Source organism: Arthrobacter sp. 35W (assembly GCF_000482545.1).
Lineage (GTDB): Bacteria > Actinomycetota > Actinomycetes > Actinomycetales > Micrococcaceae > Specibacter.
In genome coordinates this window covers 289,850-313,742 of record NZ_KI519455.1, presented here as the reverse complement: position 1 = coordinate 313,742, position 23,893 = coordinate 289,850, and the positions used below count along the sequence as shown (strand labels likewise).

Annotated in this window: 22 protein-coding genes; 18 read left to right on the top strand and 4 right to left on the bottom strand. The window is 67.6% G+C overall.

From position 1 onward, the window contains the following. Positions 1–123: 123 nt before the first annotated feature. The 4 genes from K254_RS0113610 to K254_RS0113595 all read left to right on the top strand — a co-directional run bounded on the left by K254_RS0113610 (position 124) and on the right by K254_RS0113595 (position 5,558). Complete coding sequence (locus K254_RS0113610; RefSeq protein WP_026555830.1) at positions 124–3,378, top strand: hypothetical protein; 3,255 nt, start codon at positions 124–126, stop codon at positions 3,376–3,378. 75 nt (positions 3,379–3,453) lie between these two features. Continuing rightward, entirely contained in the window at positions 3,454–4,326 is an 873-nt protein-coding gene (locus K254_RS0113605) for an HpcH/HpaI aldolase/citrate lyase family protein (protein ID WP_026555829.1), read from the top strand. Positions 4,327–4,334: 8 nt separating this feature from the next. Further along, positions 4,335–5,303 carry a DUF2797 domain-containing protein gene (locus tag K254_RS0113600; RefSeq protein ID WP_231391867.1) on the top strand — a complete coding sequence of 323 codons (969 nt, stop codon included), beginning with the start codon at positions 4,335–4,337 and terminating at the stop codon, positions 5,301–5,303. Positions 5,304–5,330: 27 nt separating this feature from the next. Then, positions 5,331–5,558, top strand: coding sequence for a hypothetical protein (locus K254_RS0113595; RefSeq protein WP_026555827.1), 228 nt, complete (start codon positions 5,331–5,333; stop codon positions 5,556–5,558). A 101-nt stretch (positions 5,559–5,659) separates the two neighbouring features. Here the strand turns inward: K254_RS0113595 and K254_RS23260 are convergent, their stop codons facing one another. Further along, entirely contained in the window at positions 5,660–6,622 is a 963-nt protein-coding gene (locus K254_RS23260) for an endonuclease/exonuclease/phosphatase family protein (RefSeq protein ID WP_051389225.1), read from the bottom strand. 124 nt (positions 6,623–6,746) lie between these two features. Next, a complete protein-coding gene (locus tag K254_RS0113585) occupies positions 6,747–8,285 on the bottom strand; it encodes an MFS transporter (RefSeq protein ID WP_026555826.1) in 1,539 nt (512 codons plus the stop codon). Positions 8,286–8,414: 129 nt separating this feature from the next. Between K254_RS0113585 and K254_RS26325 the strand changes: the two genes are divergently transcribed. The 8 genes from K254_RS26325 to K254_RS0113550 all read left to right on the top strand — a co-directional run bounded on the left by K254_RS26325 (position 8,415) and on the right by K254_RS0113550 (position 14,133). Beyond that, the gene (locus K254_RS26325) at positions 8,415–8,963 is read left to right on the top strand and encodes a TetR family transcriptional regulator (protein WP_026555825.1); all 549 of its coding nucleotides are present in this window, start codon (positions 8,415–8,417) and stop codon (positions 8,961–8,963) included. Between the two features lie 36 nt (positions 8,964–8,999). Continuing rightward, positions 9,000–9,449, top strand: a complete 450-nt coding sequence (locus K254_RS0113575; RefSeq protein WP_026555824.1) for a MaoC family dehydratase N-terminal domain-containing protein — start codon at positions 9,000–9,002, stop codon at positions 9,447–9,449. Then, positions 9,449–9,874, top strand: coding sequence for a MaoC family dehydratase (locus K254_RS0113570; RefSeq protein WP_026555823.1), 426 nt, complete (start codon positions 9,449–9,451; stop codon positions 9,872–9,874). The genes K254_RS0113575 and K254_RS0113570 overlap by 1 nt, the downstream gene beginning before the upstream one ends. Continuing rightward, positions 9,871–10,017 carry a hypothetical protein gene (locus K254_RS26480; protein ID WP_442853057.1) on the top strand — a complete coding sequence of 49 codons (147 nt, stop codon included), beginning with the start codon at positions 9,871–9,873 and terminating at the stop codon, positions 10,015–10,017. Before K254_RS0113570 ends, K254_RS26480 begins: the two co-directional genes overlap by 4 nt. 70 nt (positions 10,018–10,087) lie before the next feature. Next, positions 10,088–10,792: a hypothetical protein gene (locus tag K254_RS23255; RefSeq protein ID WP_051389224.1), complete on the top strand. Its 705-nt coding sequence runs from the start codon at positions 10,088–10,090 to the stop codon at positions 10,790–10,792. Positions 10,793–10,896: 104 nt separating this feature from the next. Further along, the gene (locus tag K254_RS0113560; protein ID WP_026555822.1) at positions 10,897–11,820 is read left to right on the top strand and encodes an IS982 family transposase; all 924 of its coding nucleotides are present in this window, start codon (positions 10,897–10,899) and stop codon (positions 11,818–11,820) included. Between the two features lie 44 nt (positions 11,821–11,864). Beyond that, positions 11,865–12,935 carry a UDP-N-acetylmuramate dehydrogenase gene (locus K254_RS0113555; protein ID WP_026555821.1) on the top strand — a complete coding sequence of 357 codons (1,071 nt, stop codon included), beginning with the start codon at positions 11,865–11,867 and terminating at the stop codon, positions 12,933–12,935. A 115-nt stretch (positions 12,936–13,050) separates the two neighbouring features. Beyond that, on the top strand, positions 13,051–14,133 hold the full coding sequence (locus tag K254_RS0113550; RefSeq protein WP_026555820.1) for a fatty acid desaturase family protein: 1,083 nt from the start codon (positions 13,051–13,053) through the stop codon (positions 14,131–14,133). A 135-nt stretch (positions 14,134–14,268) separates the two neighbouring features. Here K254_RS0113550 and K254_RS23250 read toward each other — a convergent pair whose 3' ends face one another. Further along, positions 14,269–15,324, bottom strand: coding sequence for a LacI family DNA-binding transcriptional regulator (locus tag K254_RS23250; protein WP_035750191.1), 1,056 nt, complete (start codon positions 15,322–15,324; stop codon positions 14,269–14,271). 206 nt (positions 15,325–15,530) lie between these two features. Here K254_RS23250 and K254_RS0113540 point away from each other — a divergent pair, with 206 nt between their 5' ends. The 6 genes from K254_RS0113540 to K254_RS0113515 all read left to right on the top strand — a co-directional run bounded on the left by K254_RS0113540 (position 15,531) and on the right by K254_RS0113515 (position 22,579). Further along, positions 15,531–16,898 carry an ABC transporter substrate-binding protein gene (locus K254_RS0113540; RefSeq protein ID WP_026555819.1) on the top strand — a complete coding sequence of 456 codons (1,368 nt, stop codon included), beginning with the start codon at positions 15,531–15,533 and terminating at the stop codon, positions 16,896–16,898. Next, a complete protein-coding gene (locus K254_RS0113535; protein ID WP_035750190.1) occupies positions 16,895–17,842 on the top strand; it encodes a carbohydrate ABC transporter permease in 948 nt (315 codons plus the stop codon). The genes K254_RS0113540 and K254_RS0113535 overlap by 4 nt, the downstream gene beginning before the upstream one ends. Positions 17,843–17,854: 12 nt before the next feature. Further along, positions 17,855–18,718 (top strand): carbohydrate ABC transporter permease, encoded by an 864-nt coding sequence (locus K254_RS0113530; RefSeq protein ID WP_331271236.1) that lies wholly within the window; start codon positions 17,855–17,857, stop codon positions 18,716–18,718. Between the two features lie 76 nt (positions 18,719–18,794). Further along, positions 18,795–20,462 carry a glycoside hydrolase family 13 protein gene (locus K254_RS0113525; protein WP_035750189.1) on the top strand — a complete coding sequence of 556 codons (1,668 nt, stop codon included), beginning with the start codon at positions 18,795–18,797 and terminating at the stop codon, positions 20,460–20,462. A gap of 32 nt (positions 20,463–20,494) precedes the next feature. Next, entirely contained in the window at positions 20,495–21,592 is a 1,098-nt protein-coding gene (locus tag K254_RS0113520) for a winged helix DNA-binding domain-containing protein (protein ID WP_026555815.1), read from the top strand. A gap of 483 nt (positions 21,593–22,075) precedes the next feature. Next, positions 22,076–22,579 (top strand): hypothetical protein, encoded by a 504-nt coding sequence (locus K254_RS0113515; RefSeq protein WP_155848579.1) that lies wholly within the window; start codon positions 22,076–22,078, stop codon positions 22,577–22,579. An 88-nt stretch (positions 22,580–22,667) separates the two neighbouring features. Here K254_RS0113515 and asd read toward each other — a convergent pair whose 3' ends face one another. After that, positions 22,668–23,798 (bottom strand): aspartate-semialdehyde dehydrogenase, encoded by a 1,131-nt coding sequence (gene asd, locus K254_RS0113510; protein WP_026555813.1) that lies wholly within the window; start codon positions 23,796–23,798, stop codon positions 22,668–22,670. Between the last annotated feature and the right edge of the window lie 95 nt (positions 23,799–23,893).

The window sequence follows — 23,893 nt, the reverse complement described above, 5'->3', positions numbered from 1 at the left end:
GGGCCGGACCAATGCGTCGGGGCATGTCGAACCTTGACGGCGCCGAGGCCCGGGTGTGCACTGGAGCCAACGTGATCTGCATGGCCAGCTGCCCCACACAGGTGTGGGAGAACCGGAGCCACGATGGCATGGGTACTTGAGTCGTACAAGTCCGCGGGAATCCCGCGGGAAGCGCCGGTCATTGATCGAAGAACCCACGGCTTCGAGCGGTGGCTGACCGGGTTTCTGGCCGTCATGTCCTTCACCGCCTGGATTGCCATCGTGGAGGTGGACCGGCTGCTGGCTGGAGCCCGCACCCCCGAAGGCGCGGGTGGCACCGCCAGCAGCCTGCAGGGTTTCGAGGCAGGCACCCATGCGCAGCTGTGGACGGACTGGCTGTCCCTGCCCGGGCCGCTGCGCCAGGAGGTGTCCTGGCTCCTCGTTGTCTACGCGGTCCTGGATGTGGTTTTCCCCGCGCTCTACATCCCGCTGCTGTGGCGGTTCTTCGGCCGGCGTGTTGTGCCTTGCATCCTGTTGGGTGCGCTTGCCGCGGCGGAGGCCACGGAAGCGGTGTTGCTGTTCATCTCGGCGGCGGAGCTGCGTGCGGGTTCGGCCCCGCCGCTGGCCGGCCTGCTCCCGGTGGCAGCCGTGGTGAAGTGGGCCGCGCTGGGTGCGCTGGTGCCGGTGCTCTTCAGCATCAAGGACCTCAGGGACCGGTTGTGGTCCTCGCTGCGGCGGGCGGCGAAGGCCGTCTTCTTCCAACGGCTCTCGGCGGCCGTCATCCTGATCATCGGCGTGCTGGCGCTGCTGCCCATCGCCGGTGTCAATGACCAGATGCCCGACACCCAGCGGGCGTGGGCCGCCGGCAGCGGTGCCGCGTGGCAATGGGTGCTCACCTCCGTCGTCGTGCTGGTGGTCGCCGCCGGGATGGCCGTCATGGGCCGGCGGCGCAGCGAACTGGCCTGGGACCTGTACGCCGTTGATCCACCCGTGGCCAAGCTGAAGGCAGCCGTATGGCCGTGGTGGCTGGGCCCGGCGGTGCTCCTGGCGGCGCTGGCCGTGGTGGTGGTTCGGGGAGTGGCGGCCGGAACCATCGGCCTGGCCAATCCGCCCCGGGGCCAGTTTTGGTTCTTCCTGGCTCTGCCGGTGGGCCTGCTGGTCTTTTCCCTCGTCTTTCCACGGTGCCTCCCGCTGCCGTCCTCGCCTACGGACAGGCTGCTGGCACGGGACATCTGGCGCTGCGGCGACGTGCTGGCCATGCTCTTCGCCGCCGTCTCCGGCATGGCACTGGTGCGCTCGTTCACCGCACCCGTGGCACTGGCCGTTGCGCAGTCAAGGATCGACGACGGCAAACGAGTCTGTTCTGTTCTCTCACCCGCCGGGGACTGCAGCATCTTTGGCTGGTCCGTGGCCCTGCTGGCCTTTGGCTGGTTGACTGTCGGCACAGCATTTTGGGTGGGCAACCGCGTCGTCAAACGCTGTTGGCCCGTTTCAGGACCTGAGGCCGGTGCCCCCGGGCCAACGGCCAAGTGGTACCAGGGTCTGATGGATCCGAGGATCAAGAGCCGCACACCCAGCCGCTGGGCCGCGGGGCTCGGCCTTGGCCTGGCCATCGGCGCGCTGGTGCTGCTGGCCTTTGCTCCGGCCGGGACAACGGAGATTGCCGGCGTGACGGCAACCGCTGTCGCCGGCGTTGCCGCCTGGGCCATGGTGTTTGGCTTCCTGATAGCCGCCGTGCAGCACCGGCGCCCGCTGGCCGTCTTTGAGCGGATGGGCCTGCGGGCCAACCCGTTTCTGTCCATCGTCGCGGTGATCCTGGCCGTGGGGTCCTTGAACGGCGGGGATGTGCGCGTCCATGCCATCCGGCAACTGGACCCCGCGCCCCTGGAGCGCTCCACGCTCCAGCAGCGGTTTGACGAGTGGCTGGCCGGCAGCGCGGCCTGCCACCTGCCGGGCGCCGGGGCATCCGGCGAGTCGGGTCCGGGTGTCCGTCCGATGCTGTTGGTGGCCTCGGAGGGCGGCGGCATCCGGGCTACGGAGTGGACGGTGCAGGGCCTGGCGCGGCTGGGCTCCACCGGCGGCGCCGGTTCCTGCGGAGCCAAGGCAACACTGCTCTCCAGCGGTGTCAGCGGGGGCTCCGTGGGCCTGGCCCTGGCAACGCTCTACGGCGGCGCCGCAAGCGCGGTCCCTGGCACCGTGCCAGCCGGCACAGAATCACCCGCCGACGCTGGGCAGCCGCAGACCGCTGCCGAGGCCTCCACCGCGCTCGCGGACCCGCAGGCGCTCGCTGCGGCCGTCTCCGGAGCCGCGGTGGGGGACATCATTGCCTCCGGCACGGGACTGATGGTGCCGGCCGGCTCCAATGGAACAGCGGACTGGTACGACAGGGCCGCACTGATGGAAACCCGGTGGGAGGAAGCGGCGCCGCCTCTGGTCCAGAGATTCAGCGCCTTCACCACCGGTCCCGCCGGCGCGCTGATCATGAACTCCACCGCATCCGGGCTGGGGTGCCGGCTGCTGGTCAGCCAGCTGAAGATGCCTGCCAAGATCCTGGCTCCGGCCGACTACAGCAAGGGGCCAGCGCCGGAGGGTGCGGGCCCGGGCTGTCTGGACCCCCAGGGTTTCCCCCTGTCGATTGACCTGCTCGCCCAGCAGGAACTTGGCAGCCAGAGCTGCCCGCTGGGGCTGCGCTGGTCCACGGCCGCCATGCTGTCGGCCAGGTTCCCGATCATCGCCCCGGCCGGCCGCGTGCCGGCCCTCGCGGCGAAGGGCGGCTGCGATCCGACCCGGACCTACCAGGCCATCGACGGGGGATACTCGGAGGGATCGGCGCTGGGCACGTTGAGCGACCTCATGCCAACCATCCGGGCGGCCGTCCAGCAGCACAATGCCCAGGTCGAGGCGGCGGAGGCCTATTCAGTGCTGCAGCGGCAGGGCGCCGCCGGCGGTGCCCCTGAACCTCCAACGCCCCCGGTCAATGACTACATCGTCCCGGTGGTGCTGTTCCTGCAGAACCATCCCGGCACCGACAGGGTTGAACCCCCTCCTGCCGCGGCAGGTGAACTGGCAGTTCCGCTCGTGGGGTTGAACGCCCGGGCCCTGCAGATCAGCTCCACCGCCTGGCTCCAACGCCTCGACGGCGGCCTGCGCTCCTGCCCGTCGCCGTCCTCGGACAGCGGCTGCCAGGCGGCCACGAACAGGATGCTCGCCAAACTCGGCGGCCGGGCCATCGTCGTCGTCGCCCCCGACAGCATCCCGGCGCTGGACCCGCCGCTGGGCTGGTCGCTCTCCTCGATGAGCCGGAACCAATTGGACGCCGCCATGGAAAAGGAGGTCGCGAATACGGACATAGGGGAGCATGGGCCCGGATTCGGCGCACTATTGAAGCTGCTGCCGTAGCTGCTGGCGGGTGAATAATCCCACTTGTTATGGTCCAAATGGCAACCGGACGCCCCGCGCGTATACGGTAGTACCATGTCAACCTCCACTGGCAATGAAGCCACCGCAAAGCCCGCACGTACACGCAACATCCCGGCCGAGATTGCCCGGTCCTGGCTGCTGGTCCCGGCCACCAAGCCGGAGACCTTCGACGACGCCGCCGCCTCGCGGGCCGACGCCATCGTGCTGGACATTGAGGACGCCGTTGACCCGATGAACAAGGCCTCCGCCCGCGCCGGTGTCATCGAGTGGATGAACAACGGTGGCAAGGCCTGGGTCCGCATCAACGATGTGTACTCCGACTTCTGGGCCGACGACGTTGCCGAACTGCGCAACAACCCCGGCCTGCTGGGCGTCATGCTGGCCAAGACCGAGAACGCGGAGCAGGTCAAGGAGACCTTCCACCGTCTGGACGGCAAAACCCGCGTGCTGGCCCTGGTGGAATCCGCCGTCGGCATCGAGGAAGCCAACAACATCGCCAAGGCCGAGGGTGCGTTCCGCCTGGCCTTTGGCTCCGGCGACTTCCGCCGCGACACCGGCATGAGCGCCGACCGCGAAGCCATGGCCTACCCGCGCGCCAAGCTGGTGGTCGCCAGCCGCGTCGGCAACCTGCCGGGCCCCATCGACGGACCCACCGTGGGCACCAACCACCCCGTGCTGCGCGAGCAGTCCGCCATCACCGTCTCCATGGGCATGACGGGAAAGCTGGCCCTGGCCATCGACCAGACCACCATCATCAACGAGGTCATCAGTCCCACGCCGACCGATGTCGCCTGGGCCACGGACTTCATGGAGGACTTCAACGCCCGCGGCGGAGTCATCCGCGACGGCTCCGACCTGCCCCGCCTGGGCCGTGCCGAGAAGATCATGAAGCTCGCCATCGCCTACGGCGTCCAGCCCGCCGTCTAAGCACCCCGGTGGTTGAGCGCAGCGAAGCGGAGCCGAAACCCGGTGAGGCAACCGCGTCCCCAACCGCCGGCCTGCCCGCCTCGGCGCTGGTCCGCGGCATCCGCTGGGACGGCTCTGGGCCGTCGCTGTCGTTCACCACGGACGACGGCGACGGCTCCCTGCCGCTGTCCGCCGGCCACTGGCTGCGCTTCAGTGTGGCCCCCGGTGCCCGCCGCTGCCTAGGGTATTCGGCAGTGTCCGGGCCCGATGACGTCGCACACCACCCGTGCCCCACGTCGTCGGACGCCGAGCGCGGCTACCAGTGCGGTCCGTGCTTCGGCCGCGACGATTTCCGCTTCATGCACGACTTCCACCGCAGCGGCATCGCTCCGCCCGGGCTGAAGCTGTATCTGGCGCAGGAGCACTGGCTGTACGTGGCCACCTTTGCCGATGGCACCACCAAGGTGGGCACCGCATCGGCGCGCAGCAGGTTCTCGCGCCTCGCCGAGCAGGGCGCCGTCGTGGCGGCCTATGTTGCCCATGCCGCCGACGGCCGCGTGGTGCGGCTGCTCGAGGACTTGGCCACGCAGTCCGTGGGACTGACGCAATTTGTCCGCTCCGCCGCCAAGCACCGGGCACTGCTGGCCCCGCGCCCCGGCGCCGAGCTGGCCGCGCTGAACGCGGCGCACGCCGCCGCCGTCCGCTCCTTCCTGGCCACTGTCGAGCTGGAGGGGTTCGACGTCGTCGACGATCCCTGGCAGCGGCCGGCCCTGGCCGAGGCCGTCTGTGGACCCGGGGAGCGGCACGACTATCCGCAGGCTTTGGACTCTGGCAGCCACGGACTGCAGCTTTCCTCGCTGCTGGGACCCTACGCTCTGGTGCGGCTGGACGGCTCGGAGCTGGACTTCCTGGTGGACCTCTCCGCGCTCAAGGGCCGGGTCGCCACAGCCGGCGGCTTCACCACCGAGGTCCCGTCGGTGCAGGAGTCCCTCTTCTAGACCGCCTCGCCCCGGTAGACTGGGCTGGTGCTCAACGACTTCTTCGAAACCGCCCCGCCGCTGTACAAGTGGCTCGTCTTCGGCGCCATGGGGCTCACAGCGCTGGGCATCATCCTCGTCATCATTGGCGCTGCCACCGGCGTTCCGGCCGTGAACTTCACCGGCCTGGCCGTGATCGGCGCCGGCATGCTGGGCCACATCGGCTCCCTCATGGTCCGCGGCCGCGTCATGCGCCAGCGCCTCAAGGGCAAATAGCCCCACTCCGGGGCGCGCCACTGCATCCATGACGTCGATTCCCTTTTGGGACATGGCTGCGACTGCGTCCCAAGCTGGAAGCTGCGTCGCCCGTGTCCCGGCTACAGGGCGAAGTCGGCCGTGACGCCCTTGTGGTCGCTGCCGATGGAATCGACCACCGTGCTGGAGATCCCCGTGAGCCCGCGGGCGAAGATGTGGTCCGGGCGCGCCATCGGGAACGCCGAGGGCCAGGTGAAGCCGGGGCCGCGTTCGGCCTGCGAGGGTTCGCTCAGCTGGGCCTTGATGGGACCCAGGATGTTCTCATCGCTGGCCGCGTTGAAATCGCCCAGCGCCACCACCCTCGAGCTCGTATCCGTGGCAACGATCCCGGCGAGCGATTCCAGCATGGTGTCGCGGTCAGCATGGTCGTTGGGCCGGGCCGAGGCGGCATGCACCACGTACACACTTACCTCCGACCCGCCGACCGACACCGTGGCGTTCAGGGCGCGCTTCCAGCCCAAACCCAGGGCCAGTGGCTGGACATTGCTGATGGGGGTCTTGCTGAGCAGCGCCACGGTGCCCACCCGGCTCTGGTGCGGGTAGGCCGCACCAATGCTGGTGCCCGGCCCGGTGTCGGTGGACCCCGTCACCTCCTGGAGGGCGACGACGTCGGCTCCGGACTGTGCCAGATTGTCCAGCAGGGCAGGGGCCTGGAGGTTTCCGGCCCGGAGGTTCTGGCTCGCCACCCGCAGCGGGCCCGAGGACTGCCCCGCGGCCTGCGATGGGGCGGCCGGTGCGGGGGAGGGCAGCAGCCACGGCCCGGCCACCACCAGCCATGCCGCCAGGGCGGCGGCCGTGCCGGCTCCACCCAGCCAGGAGCGGGCCCGCAGCGAGGCCACGGCCAGCACTGGGACGGCCAGCCCCAGCCACGGCAGGGCGGTGCCCAGCAGGAAGCTGGCGTCGCTGTGCGGCGGCAGGAATTTGTAGCCCGCCATGGCCAGCGCCAGCAGGAGCGCGGCAGCCGCCGTCGTCCATCCCAGGGCACGGCGCCGCCGGGCGGGAGCGGGGGCTGAAGAAAAACGCATTGTCCAAGGGTCCCAAAGCTAACTGGACGGATTCTGGGTGCGCACCCAACTAGGTGACAGTTATCGCACGTTCCGAGGCCCAGAACGTGCGATAACTGTCACCTAGTTGGGTCGGGACCGCGGGTTAGGACGCCTTGACCCGGCGCAGGGTGATGAGGGACATTACGGTGGCCAGCAGCATCAGGACGACGCCGACGGCGGCCACGGTGCCCGAGCCCGAGTCGAAGGCGTGCCGGGCGGATTCCACCAGGGCCTGGGCCGGTCCGGCCGGCAGCGTGGAGGCTGCGTCGATGGCGCCGCCCAGGGTCTGGCTGGCGGATTCACGGCCCTCGCCGGTCAGCATTTCCGGCAGCGCCACATTGCTGCGGTAGGCCGCGGCCAGGATGCTGCCCAGCACCGCCGTGCCCAGCACCACGCCCACCTCGTAGGCGGTCTCGGAAATGGCCGACGCCGCTCCCGCCTTGGCCGGCGGGGCCGCGGACAGGATGAGGTCGTTGGAGATGGTCTCCGCCATGCCCACACCGGCGCCGAGGATGGCGAAGGCCAGCATCAGTCCCGGCACGGAGCCGGAGCTGTTGAGGATCACCACGAAGAATCCCGCGGCGTTGAGCATCAGGCCGACGGCGACCAGCATGCCGGGGCGGATCTTCCGGGCCAGCGGTGCGGCCAGCAGGCCGGTGGCGATGGAGACGACCAGACCCGGGACCAGCGTGAAGGCTGCCTCGGTGGGGGACTGCCCCGTGACCAGCTGCAGGTGCTGGGAAACGTAGTAGAGGAAGCCCACCAGCGAGAAGACGCTGATCAGGTTCACCAGCACGGCGCCGGAGAACACCGGGTTGCGGAACAGCGTGACGTCGAGCATCGGCGTGGTGCGGCGCAGCTGGCGGCGGACAAAGAGGGCGCCGACGGCGAGGCCGCCCACCAGCATGGCTAGGCCGGCCACGGAAATGCCCTCCTGGGCCAGCATCTTGATGCCGAAGATGGTCGGCACCATGGCGGCAAACGAGAGGCCGATGCTCAGCGGGTCGATCGGGCCCGGGTGGGGGTCCTTGGACTCGCGGATCAGAAACGGGGCCAGCGCCAGCAGCGGGATCATCACCGGCACGGAGAGCAGGAAGACGGCGCCCCACCAGTAGTTCTCCAGCAGGAAGCCACCCACGATCGGGCCCAGGGCGGCACCTCCCGAGAAGCAGGCGGCCCAGATGGCGACGGCGGTGCGGCGCTGGGTTGCGTCGGCAAAGGTGTTGCGCAGCAGCGACAAGGTGGAGGGCATCAGCATGGCGCCGAAGAAGCCCAGCAGGGCGCGGGCGCCGATCAGTGCACCGGCGGTGGGTGCAAAGGCGGCAAATACTGACACCACCGTGAAGCCGAAGGAGCCGATCAGCAGCAGCCGGCGCCGTCCTATGCGGTCGGCCAGGGAGCCCATGGACACCAGCAGGCCGGCGAGCACCAGCGGGTAGATGTCCATGATCCAGAGCAGCTCATTGGCGCTCGGGTGCAGGTGCATCGACATGGAGGGGATGGCAAGGTCGAGCACCGTGCCGTCAACTGCCACCAGCAGCACCGGGAGCATCAGGACGGCAAGGGCCATCCACTCCCGGCGCCCGGCACGCGGCGGTGCCGTGGTGGCCGAAACTGCCTGGGGGGCAATGCTGCTGGTCATGTCCACTGTCCTTGAAAATCTCGTGGTGGGGTGGCGCCGGGGCCGGCACACTTCCCATACTATACCGTCCAGCCGGTACAGTAAACCGTCTGGACGGTACAGTCTTCGGGTTTGGGTACTCTTGAAGGCATGACGACACAACTTTCGGCCCGCGAGCGAGTGCTGCTGGCATTCGAGGACCTGCTCATCAGTGACGGTGAACGGGCCGCGACGCTGGATGCCGTGGCCGCAGCCGCCGGCGTCTCCAAGGGCGGATTGCTGTACCACTTCAAGAGCCGCGAGGCCCTGACTGCCGGGCTGGTGGCCAAGATGCGCGAGCAGGCCGAGACGGACTTCGCCCAGATGCGGATCGCCCCCGAAGGCGGGGCCCACTACTACGTGAAGACCTCGGTGGTGGGGGACAGCACCTTCGACCGCACGCTGATCGCCGCCATGCGCCTGGCCCAGGGCGAGGACCACACGGTGCGGGCCGCCTTCGAGGAGCTGCACACCACCTGGCTGGAGCTGTTGCTGGCCGACGTCGGAGACCCCGCCATTGCCCGGGCCATCATGCTGATTGGGGACGGCCTCTACTACAACGCGGCGCTCTTCGGGATCCCGCCCAGCAACGAGGCACAGGGCGAGATGCAGGCCCTGCTTGACGTCGTCGCCGAGCTCAAGTCACGGGGCCGCAGCTGACCGCGCCGCCGCACCGCCGGAGGATAGGCTTGGGGCATGAGTATCAATCCCGAGCTGCAGGGGCGCAGCTACCCCAAGGGCGCGACGTACGACGTCGGCCGTGAAAAGATCCGCGAGTTCGCCAGGGCCGTCAAGGCCACGCATCCGGCCCATTTCGACGTCGATGCCGCGCGCGCCCTGGGCCATGCGGACCTCGTCGCACCGCCCACCTTCGCCATCATCGTGGCCCAGCGGGCCGATGCCCAGCTGATCGAGGATCCGGACTCGGGCATTGACTTCTCCCGCGTGGTGCACGCCGAGCAGCGCTTCACGCACCACCGCCCCATCATTGCCGGTGACGAACTGGTGGCCGAGCTGCACGTGGACTCCGTCCGCGGCATGGGCGGCGGGGCCATGATCACCACCCGAGCAGAAATTTCGACGGCGGCCGGGGAACCGGTGGCCACCACCATCTCGGCCATCCTGGTCCGCGGAGAGGGGCAGTAATGGACTTCGCAGAACTCACCGTTGGGCAGGAAATCGGCTCGCGCACCGTTGAGGTGACCCGTGCGGATCTCGTGAAGTACGCCGGCGCCTCCGGCGACTTCAACCCGATCCACTGGAACGAGCGCTTCGCCACCTCCGTGGAACTGCCCGGCGTCATTGCCCACGGCATGTTCACCATGGGTGCGGCAGTGCAGCTGGTGACCGATTGGGCCGGGGATCCGGGCGCCGTCTCCGGCTACCAGACCCGTTTCACCAAGCCCGTTCCGGTGGCGGACACCGATCTTGAACCCGGCGCGCTCATCGAGGTGGCAGGCGTCGTCGGCGCCCTGGACGCCGAAAACTCCACCGCACGGATCGACCTCACGGTCACCTCCGGCGGCCAGAAGGTCCTCATGAAGGCGCAGGCTCTCGTCAAAATGGCGTGAGCAGAGTCCTTTCCTGGCGCAACGCCGTAGTCACCAGCTACGGTGCCTCCGGCGTTGCGTTTGCCTCGTGGGTGTCCCGCATCCCCGCGATCCGGGATGATCTGGCGCTGACGCCCGGCAGCGTGGGCATCCTGCTGCTGTGAATGACGCTGGGCGCCTTTGTCTCCGTCTCGGCGTCGGGGCTGGTTGTCCTCAAGCTCGGGCCGGCACATCATGCCGCGCCTGCACGGCTCCTTCAGCCTCGGCACGGTGCTGGGTGCCGGGCTGGGCGCGTGGGCTGCCGCGGTGCACCTGCCCGTGCTCTGGCACTTCGCCGCGACGGCCGCCGCGGTCCTCATTTCGGTGTGGATCGCCGCCGGCTACTACCAATCAGAGCGCAGTCCCGCCGGCCCCGCGCTGGTGGACACCGTCGAGGATCTGAATCTTGGCCCCGCCACGGGGCCCATCCCCATCGTGGCGAACCCAGCGGAGAACCCGGCGGCCAAGCCGGACGGCAAGGCCCGCATCAAGGCCGCCTGGCGCGACAAGCGCACACTGCTGCTGGGCGTGCTGGTGCTGGGCCTCTCGATCGCCGAGGGTGCCGCGGGGGACTGGGTGGCGTTGGCAGTGTTCGTCTTCGCCCCCAACCAGTGGGTGGCCCTGGGCGCCCTGGTGCTGTGGGGTCTGGGCTCCTCGCTCGGCTTCCCCGTGGGCATGTCCGCCGCCTCGGACGATCCGGAGAATGCCGCGGCCCGCGTCTCGGTGGTCTCCACCATCGGCTACGGTGCCTTCCTCTGCGGACCACCGCTGCTGGGCCTGCTGGCCGAGCACGTGGGCGTGCTGCACTCGCTGCTGGCGGTTCTGGTGATGCTGGTCATCAGCTTCATCCTGACCCCCTATGTCCACGCCCCCAGGAAGGGCGGCGCCGTTCCGGCCTAGATGAGTAATTCCAAGGGATCCCGGCGCAGCGGCATGCATTGACCCGTGGTGCAGGGGTGCCCAGAATCGGCGTTATCTACCCAACGTCGAACTTGGAGGCTCACGTGGACGCCGACCTGGACACCCTTGCAACGGCATTCTATGCCGACGCCGATGACCTGTTGAAGGCCCATCCCGAACGGATGCCCTACAGGCCCAGGATCGGCATCAGCCCGAAGATCACCGATGCCGAACTCATGACCCTGGCGCTGATGCAGGCCCTGCTGGGGTTCACCTCCGAGGCGAGGTGGCTGCGGTACGCGCATGCGTCCCTGCACCCGATGTTCCCGTATCTGCCGGGCCAGTCCGGGTACAACAAGCGCCTGCGCCGGCTGGCCCCGGCCATGAACTGGCTCATCGGTGTTCTCGGGGAGCGCAATGACATCTGCTGCGATGACGTGTGGGTGGTTGATTCGACCCCGGTCGAATGCGGCCGGTCCAAGGACACGGTCCGCCGCTCGGAGCTGGCGGGGTGGGCCGAGTACGGGTACTGCGCCTCGCACTCGCGCTGGTTCTGGGGGCTGCGGCTACATCTGGTCGCCACCGTTCACGGGCTGCCGGTCGGGTATGCCCTGACCGGTGCCACGGCCGATGAACGCCAGACGTTCCTGGACATCCTCGCCGGCACCCCGGCCATGGCCCGGGTGCTGGCCGACGGGCACCGGCAGACGGTGATCGCGGACCGGAACTACTACGGCCGGGACTTCGAAGCCGCCCTGGGGGAGGCCGGGATTGATCTGCTGCGCCCGGCCCGCCGGGGCGAAAAGCCCCGCGCCGGGGCCCGGTTCTTCAAACCCCTGCGCCAGGTCATCGAATCCATCAACGACACCCTCAAGGGCCAGCTCGACCTGGAACAACACGGCGGACGGACCCCGGCAGGGGTCGCCGCACGCGTCATTCAGCGGCTGCTGGCGATGACCGCGGCGATCTGGCACAACGACCGCACCGGCCAAGCCGTCCGCCGCTCACTCATCGCCTACGACCACTGACCGCTTGGAATTACTCGTCTAGAGCGGGCCGGTAGTCTGGAAGGGTGACTGCGCAGACCCTCCTGAGCTCCCTGACCACCCTCGGCGTCGGCGGCCCCGCCGCCGGCTATGTCCGCGCGGAATCCGAGGCGGAGATCATCGCGGCCGTCCGGGAGGCCGACGACGCCGGCACCCCGCTGCTGATTGTGGGCGGCGGTTCCAATCTGGTGGTCGGCGACGGCGGCTTCGACGGCACCGTGCTGCAGATCGCCAGCAGCGGATACTCGGTCAACGCCGAGGACAGCTGCGGGGGCGCGGCGGTGGTGGTGCAGGCCGGCCACGATTGGGACGACTTCGTGCACCAGTCCGTGCTGCACGCCTGGAGCGGCCTGGAGGCCCTGTCCGGCATTCCGGGGCTGGCCGGCGCCACCCCCGTGCAGAATGTGGGTGCCTACGGGGCCGACGTCTCCCAGACCATCGCCGCCGTGCGCGTCTGGGACCGGGAGCGCGGCGCCGTGCAGACCTTCACCAGCTCCGAGCTGAAGTTCGGCTACCGGAACTCCATCATCAAGGCCACCTCCGTGGACGGCTCCCCGCGCTATGTGGTGCTCACCGTGGAATTCCAGCTGCTGCTGGGCCGGATGAGCGCCCCCATCCGCTACGCCGAGCTGGCCCGGGCCCTGGGTGTGGAGGTGGGCCAGCGCGCCTACGCCCTGGACGTCCGCCGCGAGGTGCTCGCACTGCGCGCCTCCAAGGGCATGGTGCTGGACCCGGCGGACCGGGACACCTTCTCCACCGGATCCTTCTTCACCAACCCGATCGTCTCCGCGGAGATGGCCGCCACGCTGCCCGGGGATGCGCCGCGCTATCCGGGGGGCAGCGACGGCGAGGTCAAGCTCAGCGCCGCCTGGCTGATCGACAGGGCCGGCTTTGCCAAGGGCTTTGGCCTGGAGCCCGACGGCGTGGCGCAGGGCCGCGCGTCGCTGTCCACCAAGCACACCCTCGCCATCACCAACCGCGGCGCCGCCACTGCCGAGGACGTCCTCGCCGTGGCCCGCGCCGTCCGCACCGGCGTCGAAAACGCCTTCGGCATCGACCTGCACCCGGAGCCGGTGCTGGTCGGCTGCACCCTCTGAGCCTGGACCCCGTACGACGGTAGGGGGTCGGGACGGCTCCCGGGTGTGATGTGCACAGGGACGGCAATCCGTAGCGTTGATGACAGATTGGGGAATCGTCAACGAAGGGGCTCTCATGTCTTCCGCAACACTGTCCAGGCCGACACGTCCGGTGCGGGACAGACACGTCACGGACTTCATTGCCCTCACCGATGAGGTGCGCGCTGCGGGTCTGATGAAGCGGGAGATCCCTTGGTACGTGGGGCGCATGATCCGCCTGGGTCTGGGCTTCGCCGCCGTCGGCGTTCTGTTTGTCACCCTTGGCCAGTCCTGGTGGCAGCTGGTGACAGCCGTCCTGTTCGCCATCATGTGTACGCTCACGGGATTCCTCTCCCACGACGCCGCCCACCGGCAGATCTTCGCCTCCACCAAGGCCAACGCCTGGACGGCCATCATCACCGGCAACCTGTTTGTCGGCCTCAGCCACGGATGGTGGATGAACAAGCACGGCAAGCACCACGCCAACCCCAACAAGGTGGGCGTGGACCTGGACATCGAGGCCGGCGTGCTGGTCTTCGACCCGGATTCCGCCGCAGAGCGGACAGGCTTCGCCAAGTGGTTCGCCGCCCACCAGGGTGCCTTCTTCTTCCCGCTGCTGACCCTTGCCGCACTTGACCTGCACATCGGCTCAGTGCGCCGCGCCCTGGACACCAAGCATGCAATGCCGCACCGCCGCGTGGAGCTCGCCCTGCTGTTCATCCGCCTGGTGGTCTTCCCCGTCGTCGTGCTGCTGTTCCTGGGCCCGTGGATCGGCCTGGCCTTCCTGGCCGTGCAGGAAATGGCGCTGGGTCTGTACATGGGCGGCTCGTTTGCCCCCAACCACAAGGGCATGCCGCTGGTGCCCAAGGACGTCAAGATCGACTTCATGCGCCGCCAGACGCTGATGAGCCGCAACATCTCCGGCGGCTGGCTGGTCGACGCCGGCATGGGCGGGCTGAACTACCAGATCGAACACCACCTGTTCCCGACGATGTCCTCCAAGAACCTCAAGCTGGTCCAGCCGATGGTGCGCGCCTACTGCGCCGAGCGCAACATCCGCTACACGGAGACCACCCTGGGCGAGTCCTACATGATCGTGATGCGCTATCTGAACCGCGTGGGCTTGGGCCAGCGCGATCCCTTCGACTGCCCCATCACCGCCCAGCTCCGCACCCGGTAGCCTTCCTCTTCCAAAATTGCGCTTCCACATCATTTTCGCGCCCGTGCCCCGGGCGCGAAAATCATGTGGAGGCGCGATTTTCGTTTAACTCGGGGCCACGCCGCTGAACGCCGCTGAACGCCTCCGAACCAGCCGTCACATCTGGCCGGTGTGTCCGGGTGCAGAGGGTGTTTCACGCGGGCGCGCCGTGCTGCCGCGCGGGATGAGGTGGGTGGGCGTGGTGACAGCGGTGGCTGTCGAACGCTGGGCGAGCAGGTCCAGGACCATGCGGCCTGCCTGTGCCCCTTGCTCCCTGACCGATTGGTGGATGGTGGTGAGGTCGGTCAGCGCTGCGAGGGGATGGTCGTCAATCCCGACAACCGACATGTCTTGTGGGATGCGCAGCCCCGCGCGCCGCAAGGTTCGGATGGCGCCGAGGGCCACCTCGTCGGAGTGGGCAAAGACTGCAGTGGGCGGGCGGGGGAGGCTCAGCAGCTTGGCCATCGCCTCCGCTCCCGCCTCACCGCTCCAGGGGACGGACAGGACCATCTTCTCGTCAATTGGAATGCCGGCTTCTTCGAGCGCAGCATAGTACCCCTGCGACCGCCCCACGCGGACGTGCCACTGCGGACTGTCGGGATCAAATGCTTCAATCATGGCTATGCGCCGGTGCCCCAGCAACAGCAGATGGTCCACAGCCTGCCGGGAAGCCGTTCCGTCATCGATGCAGACAAAGGGATAGGAAGCCGTCTGTCCTCCGGCTGCCACAATGTGAACGCCAAGAAGTTCGAGCCGCCGCGCCTCATCATCGTCGATGGGGAAGGCAACGGCAACCACCGCATCCACCTTGCGCCTGGCCGGCAGGTCGCGGAAAAACTGGTGGCGCGATGCGCCGTCAGGGACGTGGTAGAGCAGAACGTCATAGCCGGCCTGCCTGAGCTCGGCTTCAATGCCGTCGAGCATTTCCGAAAAAAACCATCGGGACAGGTGGGGTGTCACCACGGCAATTCGCCGCGTTAGGCCGCCTGCCAGCCGGGATGCTTCGGGAGAAACGACGTAGCCCAGATCATCGGCGGCCTGGCGTACACGCTGCCGCGTTTTTTCCGACACCCCCGTGGCGCCGCTGAGCGCACGCGAAACCGTCGCAACGCCGAGGCCAAGGCTATTGGCAAGGTCGGACATGCTGGGTCTGGTGGGGTGCGATTCGGACATTCCACGAGTCTACCGTTCCATTCCATAGGATGCGTTTCCGTGGGTGGTGGCAAATGAAGAGTCGTTATTTTCGGCTTGTTTAAAGGCAAGTTGATGGAAGGCGTTGACATGTCACTAGGTCTGCCGGAGTATTTTAGGAAGCGTTTCCGATCCGGAGCCATCAACGGCTGCCCGGGGGTGAACGGTTTTAGCCAATGGAGATGTACATGTCACAAAGTGGTGGCCCCCGCGGCCTCTTGGCACGACGTTCCGCCCTTCGGGGCATCATGGCACTGGGCGCCGCCAGCGCCATGGCCCTTACCGCCTGTGCGCCCGGTTCCGGGAGCCAGGCAGCTGCCGGTCCCGCGGCAGTGAGCACCACCATCGACAAGCCGGTGGCCCTGACGTTTTACGACGGAGCAGGGTTGAAGGATTTTGACGAGGCTCTGATCGCGGCGTTCGAGAAGAAGAACCCCAACATCACTATCACCCTGCGCAGCGATCCCGATGCCGTGACCAACACGAACATGCCCCGCGTCATCAGCTCCAACGACGCACCGGACCTGGTCCGCTATCCGGGCGGCGCGATTGCCGGGTACGTCAGGGATGGCGTCCTGACCAACCTGGATGCGTATGCGAAGGCATACGGCTGGGACACGCTTCCCGCAGCCCAGCTCAGCCAATACCAGGTGGACAACGGCGTGCTCGGCAGCGGCTCCCTCTATGCCTTCGGCGCACCTGCCGGTCCGATGACGGGCGTCTTCTACAACCGGGACCTGGCCGCGAAGATCGGTATGGACAAGGCTCCCCAGACCCTTGCCGAATTTGATGACGCGCTGAAGAAGGCCAAGAATGCCGGGATCACGCCGATCATCAGCGCCAACAAGACCGGCCTGACCGGCCATGTGTGGAACCTGCTGCTCGGCGATTACATGGGTGCCGAAAAGCTCAATGACTTCCGGTTCCTGAAGCCGGGATCCACCCTGGACACCCCCGAGGCGCTGGCCGCGACGACGAAGCTGCAGAGCTGGATGGCAGCCGGCTACTTCAACAGCGACCAGAACGCCCTGGAGCAGGATCCCTCCTACGGCCGGTTCATGAACGGTGATGCACTCTTCACCGTCCAGGGGAGCTGGATCCTGGGGCCGCTGAAGAAGATGGTGGACGAAGGGAATCTTGGATTCTTCCCACTGCCCGGCACCGACGCCAGCCACCCGGCCACGGCCATGTCATCAACGTCCCTGTCCTTCGTCATCCCGGCCAAGTCCAAGAACCATGACGCAGCCGCAGCATTCCTGGACTGGGTGCAGAGCCCCGAGGCCGCTGCCGCTGCCTACGAGAATGGATTTTCCGCGAAGGCTCCCGACGCCGCCACGACGTTCAGCATGGGCGACTCCGTCCAGAAACAGCTTTCCAATTCCTATGCCAAGGCCGTCGCCGACAACTCCTTGACCGGATGGGTGGCCGACGTCTCGCAGGGCATGGCTACGTCCGCGCTCAACCCCGGACTGCAGCAGCTGGCCGCCAACCAGGTCACGCCGCAGCAGTTCCTGGCGACGGTGCAAAAGACGTACGAGGACCAGACCAAGAAATGAGCACCGTGACTAGCCGGCCCGCCCGGTTCAACCGTTCAGAAGCGACGGCGCACACATCCGGCAAGCGCCGCCGCCGATTCCCCGCCAACCGGCGCTGGGCGGGCTGGCTTTTCGCCCTCCCGGCCTTGGCCATGTACCTGACGTTCGTGGTCAGGCCGGTATTCTCCTCGGTCCAGTACTCCTTCTACGACTGGAACGGCATCGGCACTGCCAGGTGGGTGGGAGTGGACAATTACGTCCACGTCCTCTCGGACCCGACCCTCCTGAGCACCTTGTGGCACGCCTTCTTCCTCATCATCTTCTTCACGATCATCCCCGTAGCTGTCGGGCTCGTCGTCGCCGCTGTCATGCGGGACATCCAGAGCAAACTGTTCGGCGGCCTCGCCCGTACGCTGCTCTTCCTGCCCCAGATCATTCCCGGAGCTGCCTCGGCCGTGGCATGGACATGGATGTACTCCCAGGATGGGCTGGTCAACCAGTTCCTCCGTGCCATCGGACTCGGAGATTTCAGCAGGGCCTGGCTGGGCGATTTCACCTTCGCCCTGCCTGCGGTCGGTTTCATCGGCACCTGGCTCTCCGTCGGGCTGTGCACGCTCCTGCTCATGGCAGGGATCGGCAAGATCGATCCCTCCCTCTACGAGGCTGCCCGCATGGACGGGGCCAGCTGGTTGGCGCAGTTCCGCAACGTCACCCTGCCGGGCCTGCGGCAGGAAATCGGGGTTTGCGTCACCATCACTGTCATTGCGGCCCTGGCCAGCTTCGATGTGGTGTTCATTGCCACCCAGGGCGGCCCCGGGCAGGCAACCATGGTTCCCGGCGTCAAGGTCTATGAACTGGCCTTCGTGGAAAACCGGTTGGGACTGGCGTCCGCCCTCGCGATCGTCCTCACGGTCCTGGTCCTCGCCGTCGTCGGCCCCCTGCAGCGCGTCTTTAGACAACGATAAGAAGTGGTTTCCATGTCAACAGCACCCACCCTCACCCAACCGAAGCGGTCCCGGATGACGCTGCGCCGGATCAATCTGCCCGGCACCATCCTGATCCTCGCGTCCATGCTCTTTTCGGTCATACCGCTGCTGAGCATGCTCTCGGCCGCCCTTCAACCGCAGGGCACCATCCCGCAGGGCTTGTCCTGGCCGGCGGACCCGCAATGGCACAATTTCATCGACGCCTGGAACCTCGCCAACATCACCACCCTGCTGGGGTCCAGTGTTCTGATCGTGCTCGGCGTCGTCCCCGCGGTGATGCTGATTTCAACAATGGCCGCGTACGCGCTGGTGGTGCTGAAGATACCGTTGGGCAAACTCTTCTTCCTGCTGCTGTTGGTCGGATTGACCCTTCCGTTCGAGGTGACCATCGTCCCCCTCTACCAGCAATTGCAGGACATGGGGCTGCTCAACAGCCGCGTTGGTCTCTGCTTGGCCCTGGTCGGGCTCAACATGCCCTTCGCCGTCTATTGGATGCGGGCCCATTTCCTGACCGTTCCGGAAGAACTGTCCGAAGCCGCGGGCATGGACGGCGCCGGCCCGCTGCGGGCCTTTCGTCTCATCCACGTTCCGCTGGCCGGGCCGGCCCTTGCCTCGCTGGGGCTGCTGACGTTCCTCTCCACCTGGAACCAGTTCCTTCTGGCCATCGTGCTCGTGGATGATCCGGACAAGCGGACGATGGCCGGTGCGCTGCAGTCCTTCGTCGGCAAATACAGCACCGATCTGGTTCTTCTCAACGCAGGGTCTGTACTGCTCATGGCACCGACCATTATCGTCTTTCTCATCCTGCAGCGGCACTTTGTCAAAGCACTGCTCCAGGGAGCCACCAAGGGGTGACGTCCTTCAGCCATCCCCATCCATCCCGGATGAACCCGCCGATCCCCACCAACCATTTTCGAGAAGGATCCCTCCCGTGAACGCATCAACGGCCGGCACGACGCCGACTGTGGCCGAGGACTGGTGGCGCAACGCCGTCGTCTACCAGATCTACCCCCGCAGCTTTGCCGACGCCAACGGCGACGGCACCGGCGACCTCGCCGGTGTGGCGTCACGGCTGCCCCACCTTGCCAGTCTCGGGGCCGACGCTCTCTGGATCAGCCCGTTCTACCCCTCGCCACTGGCCGATGGCGGCTACGACGTCGCCGACTACCGAAACGTGGATCCGCGGTTCGGGACGCTGGCCGACTTCACGGTGCTCGCCGACGAAACCCATAGGCACGGCCTGAAACTCATCGTTGATCTTGTACCCAACCACAGCTCGGACCAGCACCCCTGGTTCCGCGAGGCCCGCGCGGCAGAACCAGGATCAGCCGCGCGGGACCGGTACATTTTCCGCGACGGGACGGGGCCGAATGGGGACGAACCGCCGTCGGACTGGCAATCACATTTCGGCGGCAGCGCCTGGACCCGGCTGCCCGATGGACAGTGGTACCTGCATCTGTTCGCACCGGAACAGCCGGACTTCAACTGGGACAATCCCGACGTCCGGGCCGATTTCCTCACCACGTTGCGGTTCTGGTCGGATCTGGGCGTGGACGGGTTCCGGGTGGATGTTGCCCACGGTCTGGTCAAGGACATGTCCGAGCCGCTTCGAAGCCAGCCAAACCTCGACAAGCTATTGCCTGACGACGGAAGCGATCCGCTGTACGACAGGGACGGGGTGCACGAAATCTATGCGGAATGGCGGCAACTCTTCAACGAGTACACGCCTGCCCGCATGGCTGTCGCCGAATCGTGGGCTCCTGCCGCGCGCCGGCCCCTCTACGCCAGGGCCGACGGCTTGGGCCAGGCCTTCAATTTCGACCTCGTCAATGCGCGCTGGGACAGCCGACAATTCCGGACCATCATCACCACCGCACTCGAGGACGCCGCGCGGTGCAATGCATCCTCCACATGGGTTCTGTCCAACCACGACATCGTCCGCCACGCCAGCCGGTTCGCGCTTCCCAACGAGACGGACCTCGACGCGTGGCTCCAAAGCGACGGCGTGTTCCCCCAGGAGGACAGGGCCATGGGACTGTCCCGGGCCCGCGCGGCCACCCTGCTGATGCTCGCCCTGCCCGGCTCCGCCTACCTCTACCAGGGTGAGGAACTGGGGCTTTTCGAGGTGGCGGATCTGGACGAGGCTGTCCTCGAGGACCCCATCTGGACCCGCACCGGCCATCGGCTCAAGGGCCGCGACGGGTGCCGCGTGCCGTTGCCCTGGACGGAGGATGGGGCATCCTTCGGATTCGGTGCCGGTGGCTCGTGGCTGCCCCAGCCAGCCTGGTTCGGTGACCTTGCCGCATCCAGACAGGACGGCCGCAAGGGATCGACCCTTGGGCTGTACCGGAACGCCATTTCGCTGCGCAGGGCCCTGCAGTCAGCAGCCGACGTGGAATGGATCGACACCCCCGGGGCCCTTCATTTCCGCCGGGGGCAGTGGGAAAGCATCACCAACTTCGACACCACTCCGATACCTGTCCCGGCCGGAACGGTGCTGCTCGGCAGCAACCCGGCGTTCAAGGAACAGACGGATGTCATCCCGCCCGACACCACACTGTGGCTGGCAATCAAACCAGATGCCGCGGGGGAGGGCTGAGAATCGCCACCGTCCTGGGCTAGATTGGGGCCATGCCAGCAATCCTCACCCCCTCCTCCGCGGCACGGCTGCGGCTGGCCGGCCAGCGCCTGCTGGCGAGCACCTTCACCCGGCCCGTTGAGGCGGTCAAATGGATGACGGCGATGCAGGGCCAGGACCTGCCCGGCGCCCTGTGGTCAGTGGGGCTGCGCGTCCCCGGCGCCGGGCGCTCCGCCGTCCAGGCGGCGCTGGATGCCGGGGAGATCGTGCGGTCCTGGCCGCTGCGGGGAACCCTGCACCTGACAGCTGCGGAGGACCTCGGCTGGATTCTGTCGCTGACCAGCGGGCGCATGGTCGCCGGGCAGACCGGCCGGCACCGCCAGCTGGGCATCGAAGACCGCGACGTCGAGGTGGCTCGGGAGGCTGCGCACCGGGTGCTGGAGGAGCACGGCGAGGCCTCCCGCGACGAGCTCATGGCAGCGTTCCAGACGGCGGGGCAGGAGACCACCGGACAGCGCGGCATCCATCTGCTCTGGCTGCTCAGCCTCACCGGCACGCTGGTGCAGGGCCCCAGCCATGGCAATGGGCAGAAATTCATGCTGATGGAGCGCTGGATCCCCGCGCCGCGGGTGCTGGACCGCAGCGAGGCCCTCGCAGAGCTGGCCACACGGTATTTCACTAGCCACGGCCCGGCCACGCTCCAGGATTTTGCCTGGTGGGCCAAGCTCACCCTCACTGACGCCCGGGCCGGCCTGGCCGCGGCGCAGCCGGACCTTGCAGAGGCCCAGCTGGACGGCAGCAGCGTCTGGATGGCGCCGGAAACGGCGGCACTGAGCGATGCCAAGGCAGTCCCCGGCGCACAGTCGCTGCTGCTCCTGCCCGGCTTTGACGAGTTTCTGCTCGGCTACGCGGACCGCAGCGCAGCCCTGGCCCCGGAGCACGCCGAGGCCATCGTGCCCGGTGGCAACGGCGTCTTCCGATCCACCATCGTGGCTGGCGGCCGCGTTGCCGGGACCTGGGCCAAGGGCGCCAAGACGCCCAAGGGCGGTGCCGCCGTCGTCGTGCCCAGCCCCTTCGCGGAGCTCACGGCCGCCCAGCAGCGGAAGCTGGACAAGGCGGCCGCCGCCTACGCCACGTTCATGGCCAGCTAGGGCGTGTATTGACCGCACGGACGTTGTTGCCCGACGGCGTTTGTGCCGCCCACGCACGATCCCGCGGCTCCGGCACAGGCGCCGCTCCGTGCCCGGACGTCCACACTCCGGCAGCTGGTGCCGCCGGAGTGTGCCGGCCATGGCCAGCATGGGGGGCATGGCTGATTCCGCATTGCGCAGACTGTTGGCCCAGCGCTGGCCGGCGGACGCCCACTCTATGATCGCCACAACCGAAACACTGCCGGCCGCGGGTGTGCCCGAGCGATCCCTCACCGCAGCAGTCCGGTCCGGCATTCTGGTGCGGATCTGCCGGGGTGCCTGCATTCCGGCCGTGGCGTGGAAGGAGGCTGAACCCTGGCGGCGGGACATTCTGCGGCTGCATGCGCATGCCGCCTCGGCCCGCAGCACCGGCATCTACAGCCACACCAGCGCCGCACGGCTGCACGGCTGTTGGATCTGGACTGTGGTCCGGAGGTGCATGTGGTGCAGGACTTTTCGCCCAACCGGAGCAGCCACCAGTCCGGGGTGGTGGCGCACCGCGGTTCACTGGCTGCGGATGCTGCGCGGATGCGGCGCATGCTCACCGAGAGCCCAATGCAACGGGGATCGGCGCGGGCCCGCCGGGTACTGGATGCCCTCGACGCCCACAGCGAATCCGCCTGCGAGACCCGAACCCGGCTGCTGCTGTCCAGGATGAGGCTGCCGTTGCCCAGCCTCCAGGTTGCCATTGGGGCGCCCCACGGGCGCTACCGCACGGATTTCGCATGGGAGGAGCTGGGCCTGGTCCTGGAGTTTGATGGCCGCGGCAAGTACTTCGAACACCGGCCTACGGATGAAGCACTCTTTGCGGAGCGGTGCCGCGAGAGGGCACTCGTGGAACAGGGCTGGTCGATCCTCCGCATCGAGTGGCAGGACCTGGCCGACCCGCAGGGTTTGGAACGCAGGATCCGTGCAGCCATGGACCGTGCACTCACCAAGAGGGCTTAAGCGTGCTTTGCCCGCTTGGACGTTGTCGGGCAACAACGTCCAAGCGGGCAAAGCACGGTTTCGCGGAATGCCCGCGGCGGAGGGGGCCCTAGAGGGTGCCCGTGGCGATGTTCAGCATGCGGCGCAGCGGCTCGGCGGCGCCCCACAGGAGCTGGTCGCCCACGGTGAAGGCGCTGATGTACTCCGGGCCCATCTCCAGCTTGCGGATGCGGCCCACCGGGATGTCCAGCGTGCCGGAGGCAGCCACCGGGGTCAGATCGTTCATCGAGGCGTCCTTGGTGTTCGGAACCACCTTCGCCCACTGGTTGTCATTGGCCAGCAGCGACTCGATCTCGGACACCGGCAGGTCCTCGCGCAGCTTCAGCGTCAGGGCCTGGGAGTGGGAGCGCATGGCGCCGATGCGGATGCACAGGCCGTCCATGACAATCTTGTTGGCCTCGGAGGTGCCCAGGATCTTGTTGGTCTCCACCCCGGCCTTCCACTCTTCCTTGGACTGCCCGTTGCCCAGGTCCGCGTCGATCCAGGGGATCAGGGAGCCGGCCAGCGGCACGCCGAACTGGCTGGCGTCCACGCCGCCGCGCTGGTGGGCCAGCACCTTGCGGTCGATGTCCAGGATGGCCGACGCCGGGTCGTCCAGTTCCGTGGCGACCTCGCTGTTGAGCGTGCCGAACTGGTTCAGCAGTTCACGCATGTGCCGGGCGCCGCCGCCGGAGGCAGCCTGGTAGGTCATGGAGGTGCCCCACTCGACCAGATCGTTCTTGAACAATCCGCCCAGACCCATGAGCATGCAGGACACGGTGCAGTTGCCGCCGATGAAGTCCCTGGTGCCGTTCGCCAGGCCAGCGTCGATGACGGATCGGTTGATCGGGTCCAGCACGATGATGGAATCGTCGGTCATGCGCAGAGTGGAGGCGGCGTCGATCCAGAGGCCGTCCCAGCCGCCCGCGCGCAGCTCGGTGTGCACGCGCTTGGTGTAGTCCCCGCCCTGCGCTGTGACAATAATCGGCAGCTTTTTCAGCGTCTCAACATCGAACGCATCTTCCAGCTTGCCTGCCCCATCAGCGAACGACGGGGCGGCACCTCCTGCATTGGAGGTGGAGAAGAAGACGGGGTTGATGTTGGCGAAGTCGCCCTCTTCCTGCATGCGCTGCATCAGGACGGAGCCAACCATGCCACGCCAGCCCACCAGGCCGACGGAAGGAACACTGTTCAAGGTCATGGACCCAAGTTTAGGGCAGCCTGCACACGGGCCCGAATTTCATGACGACGACGGCGGCCGCTGGGTTGGGTGGCCGCCCACCACTGCGCCGCCGT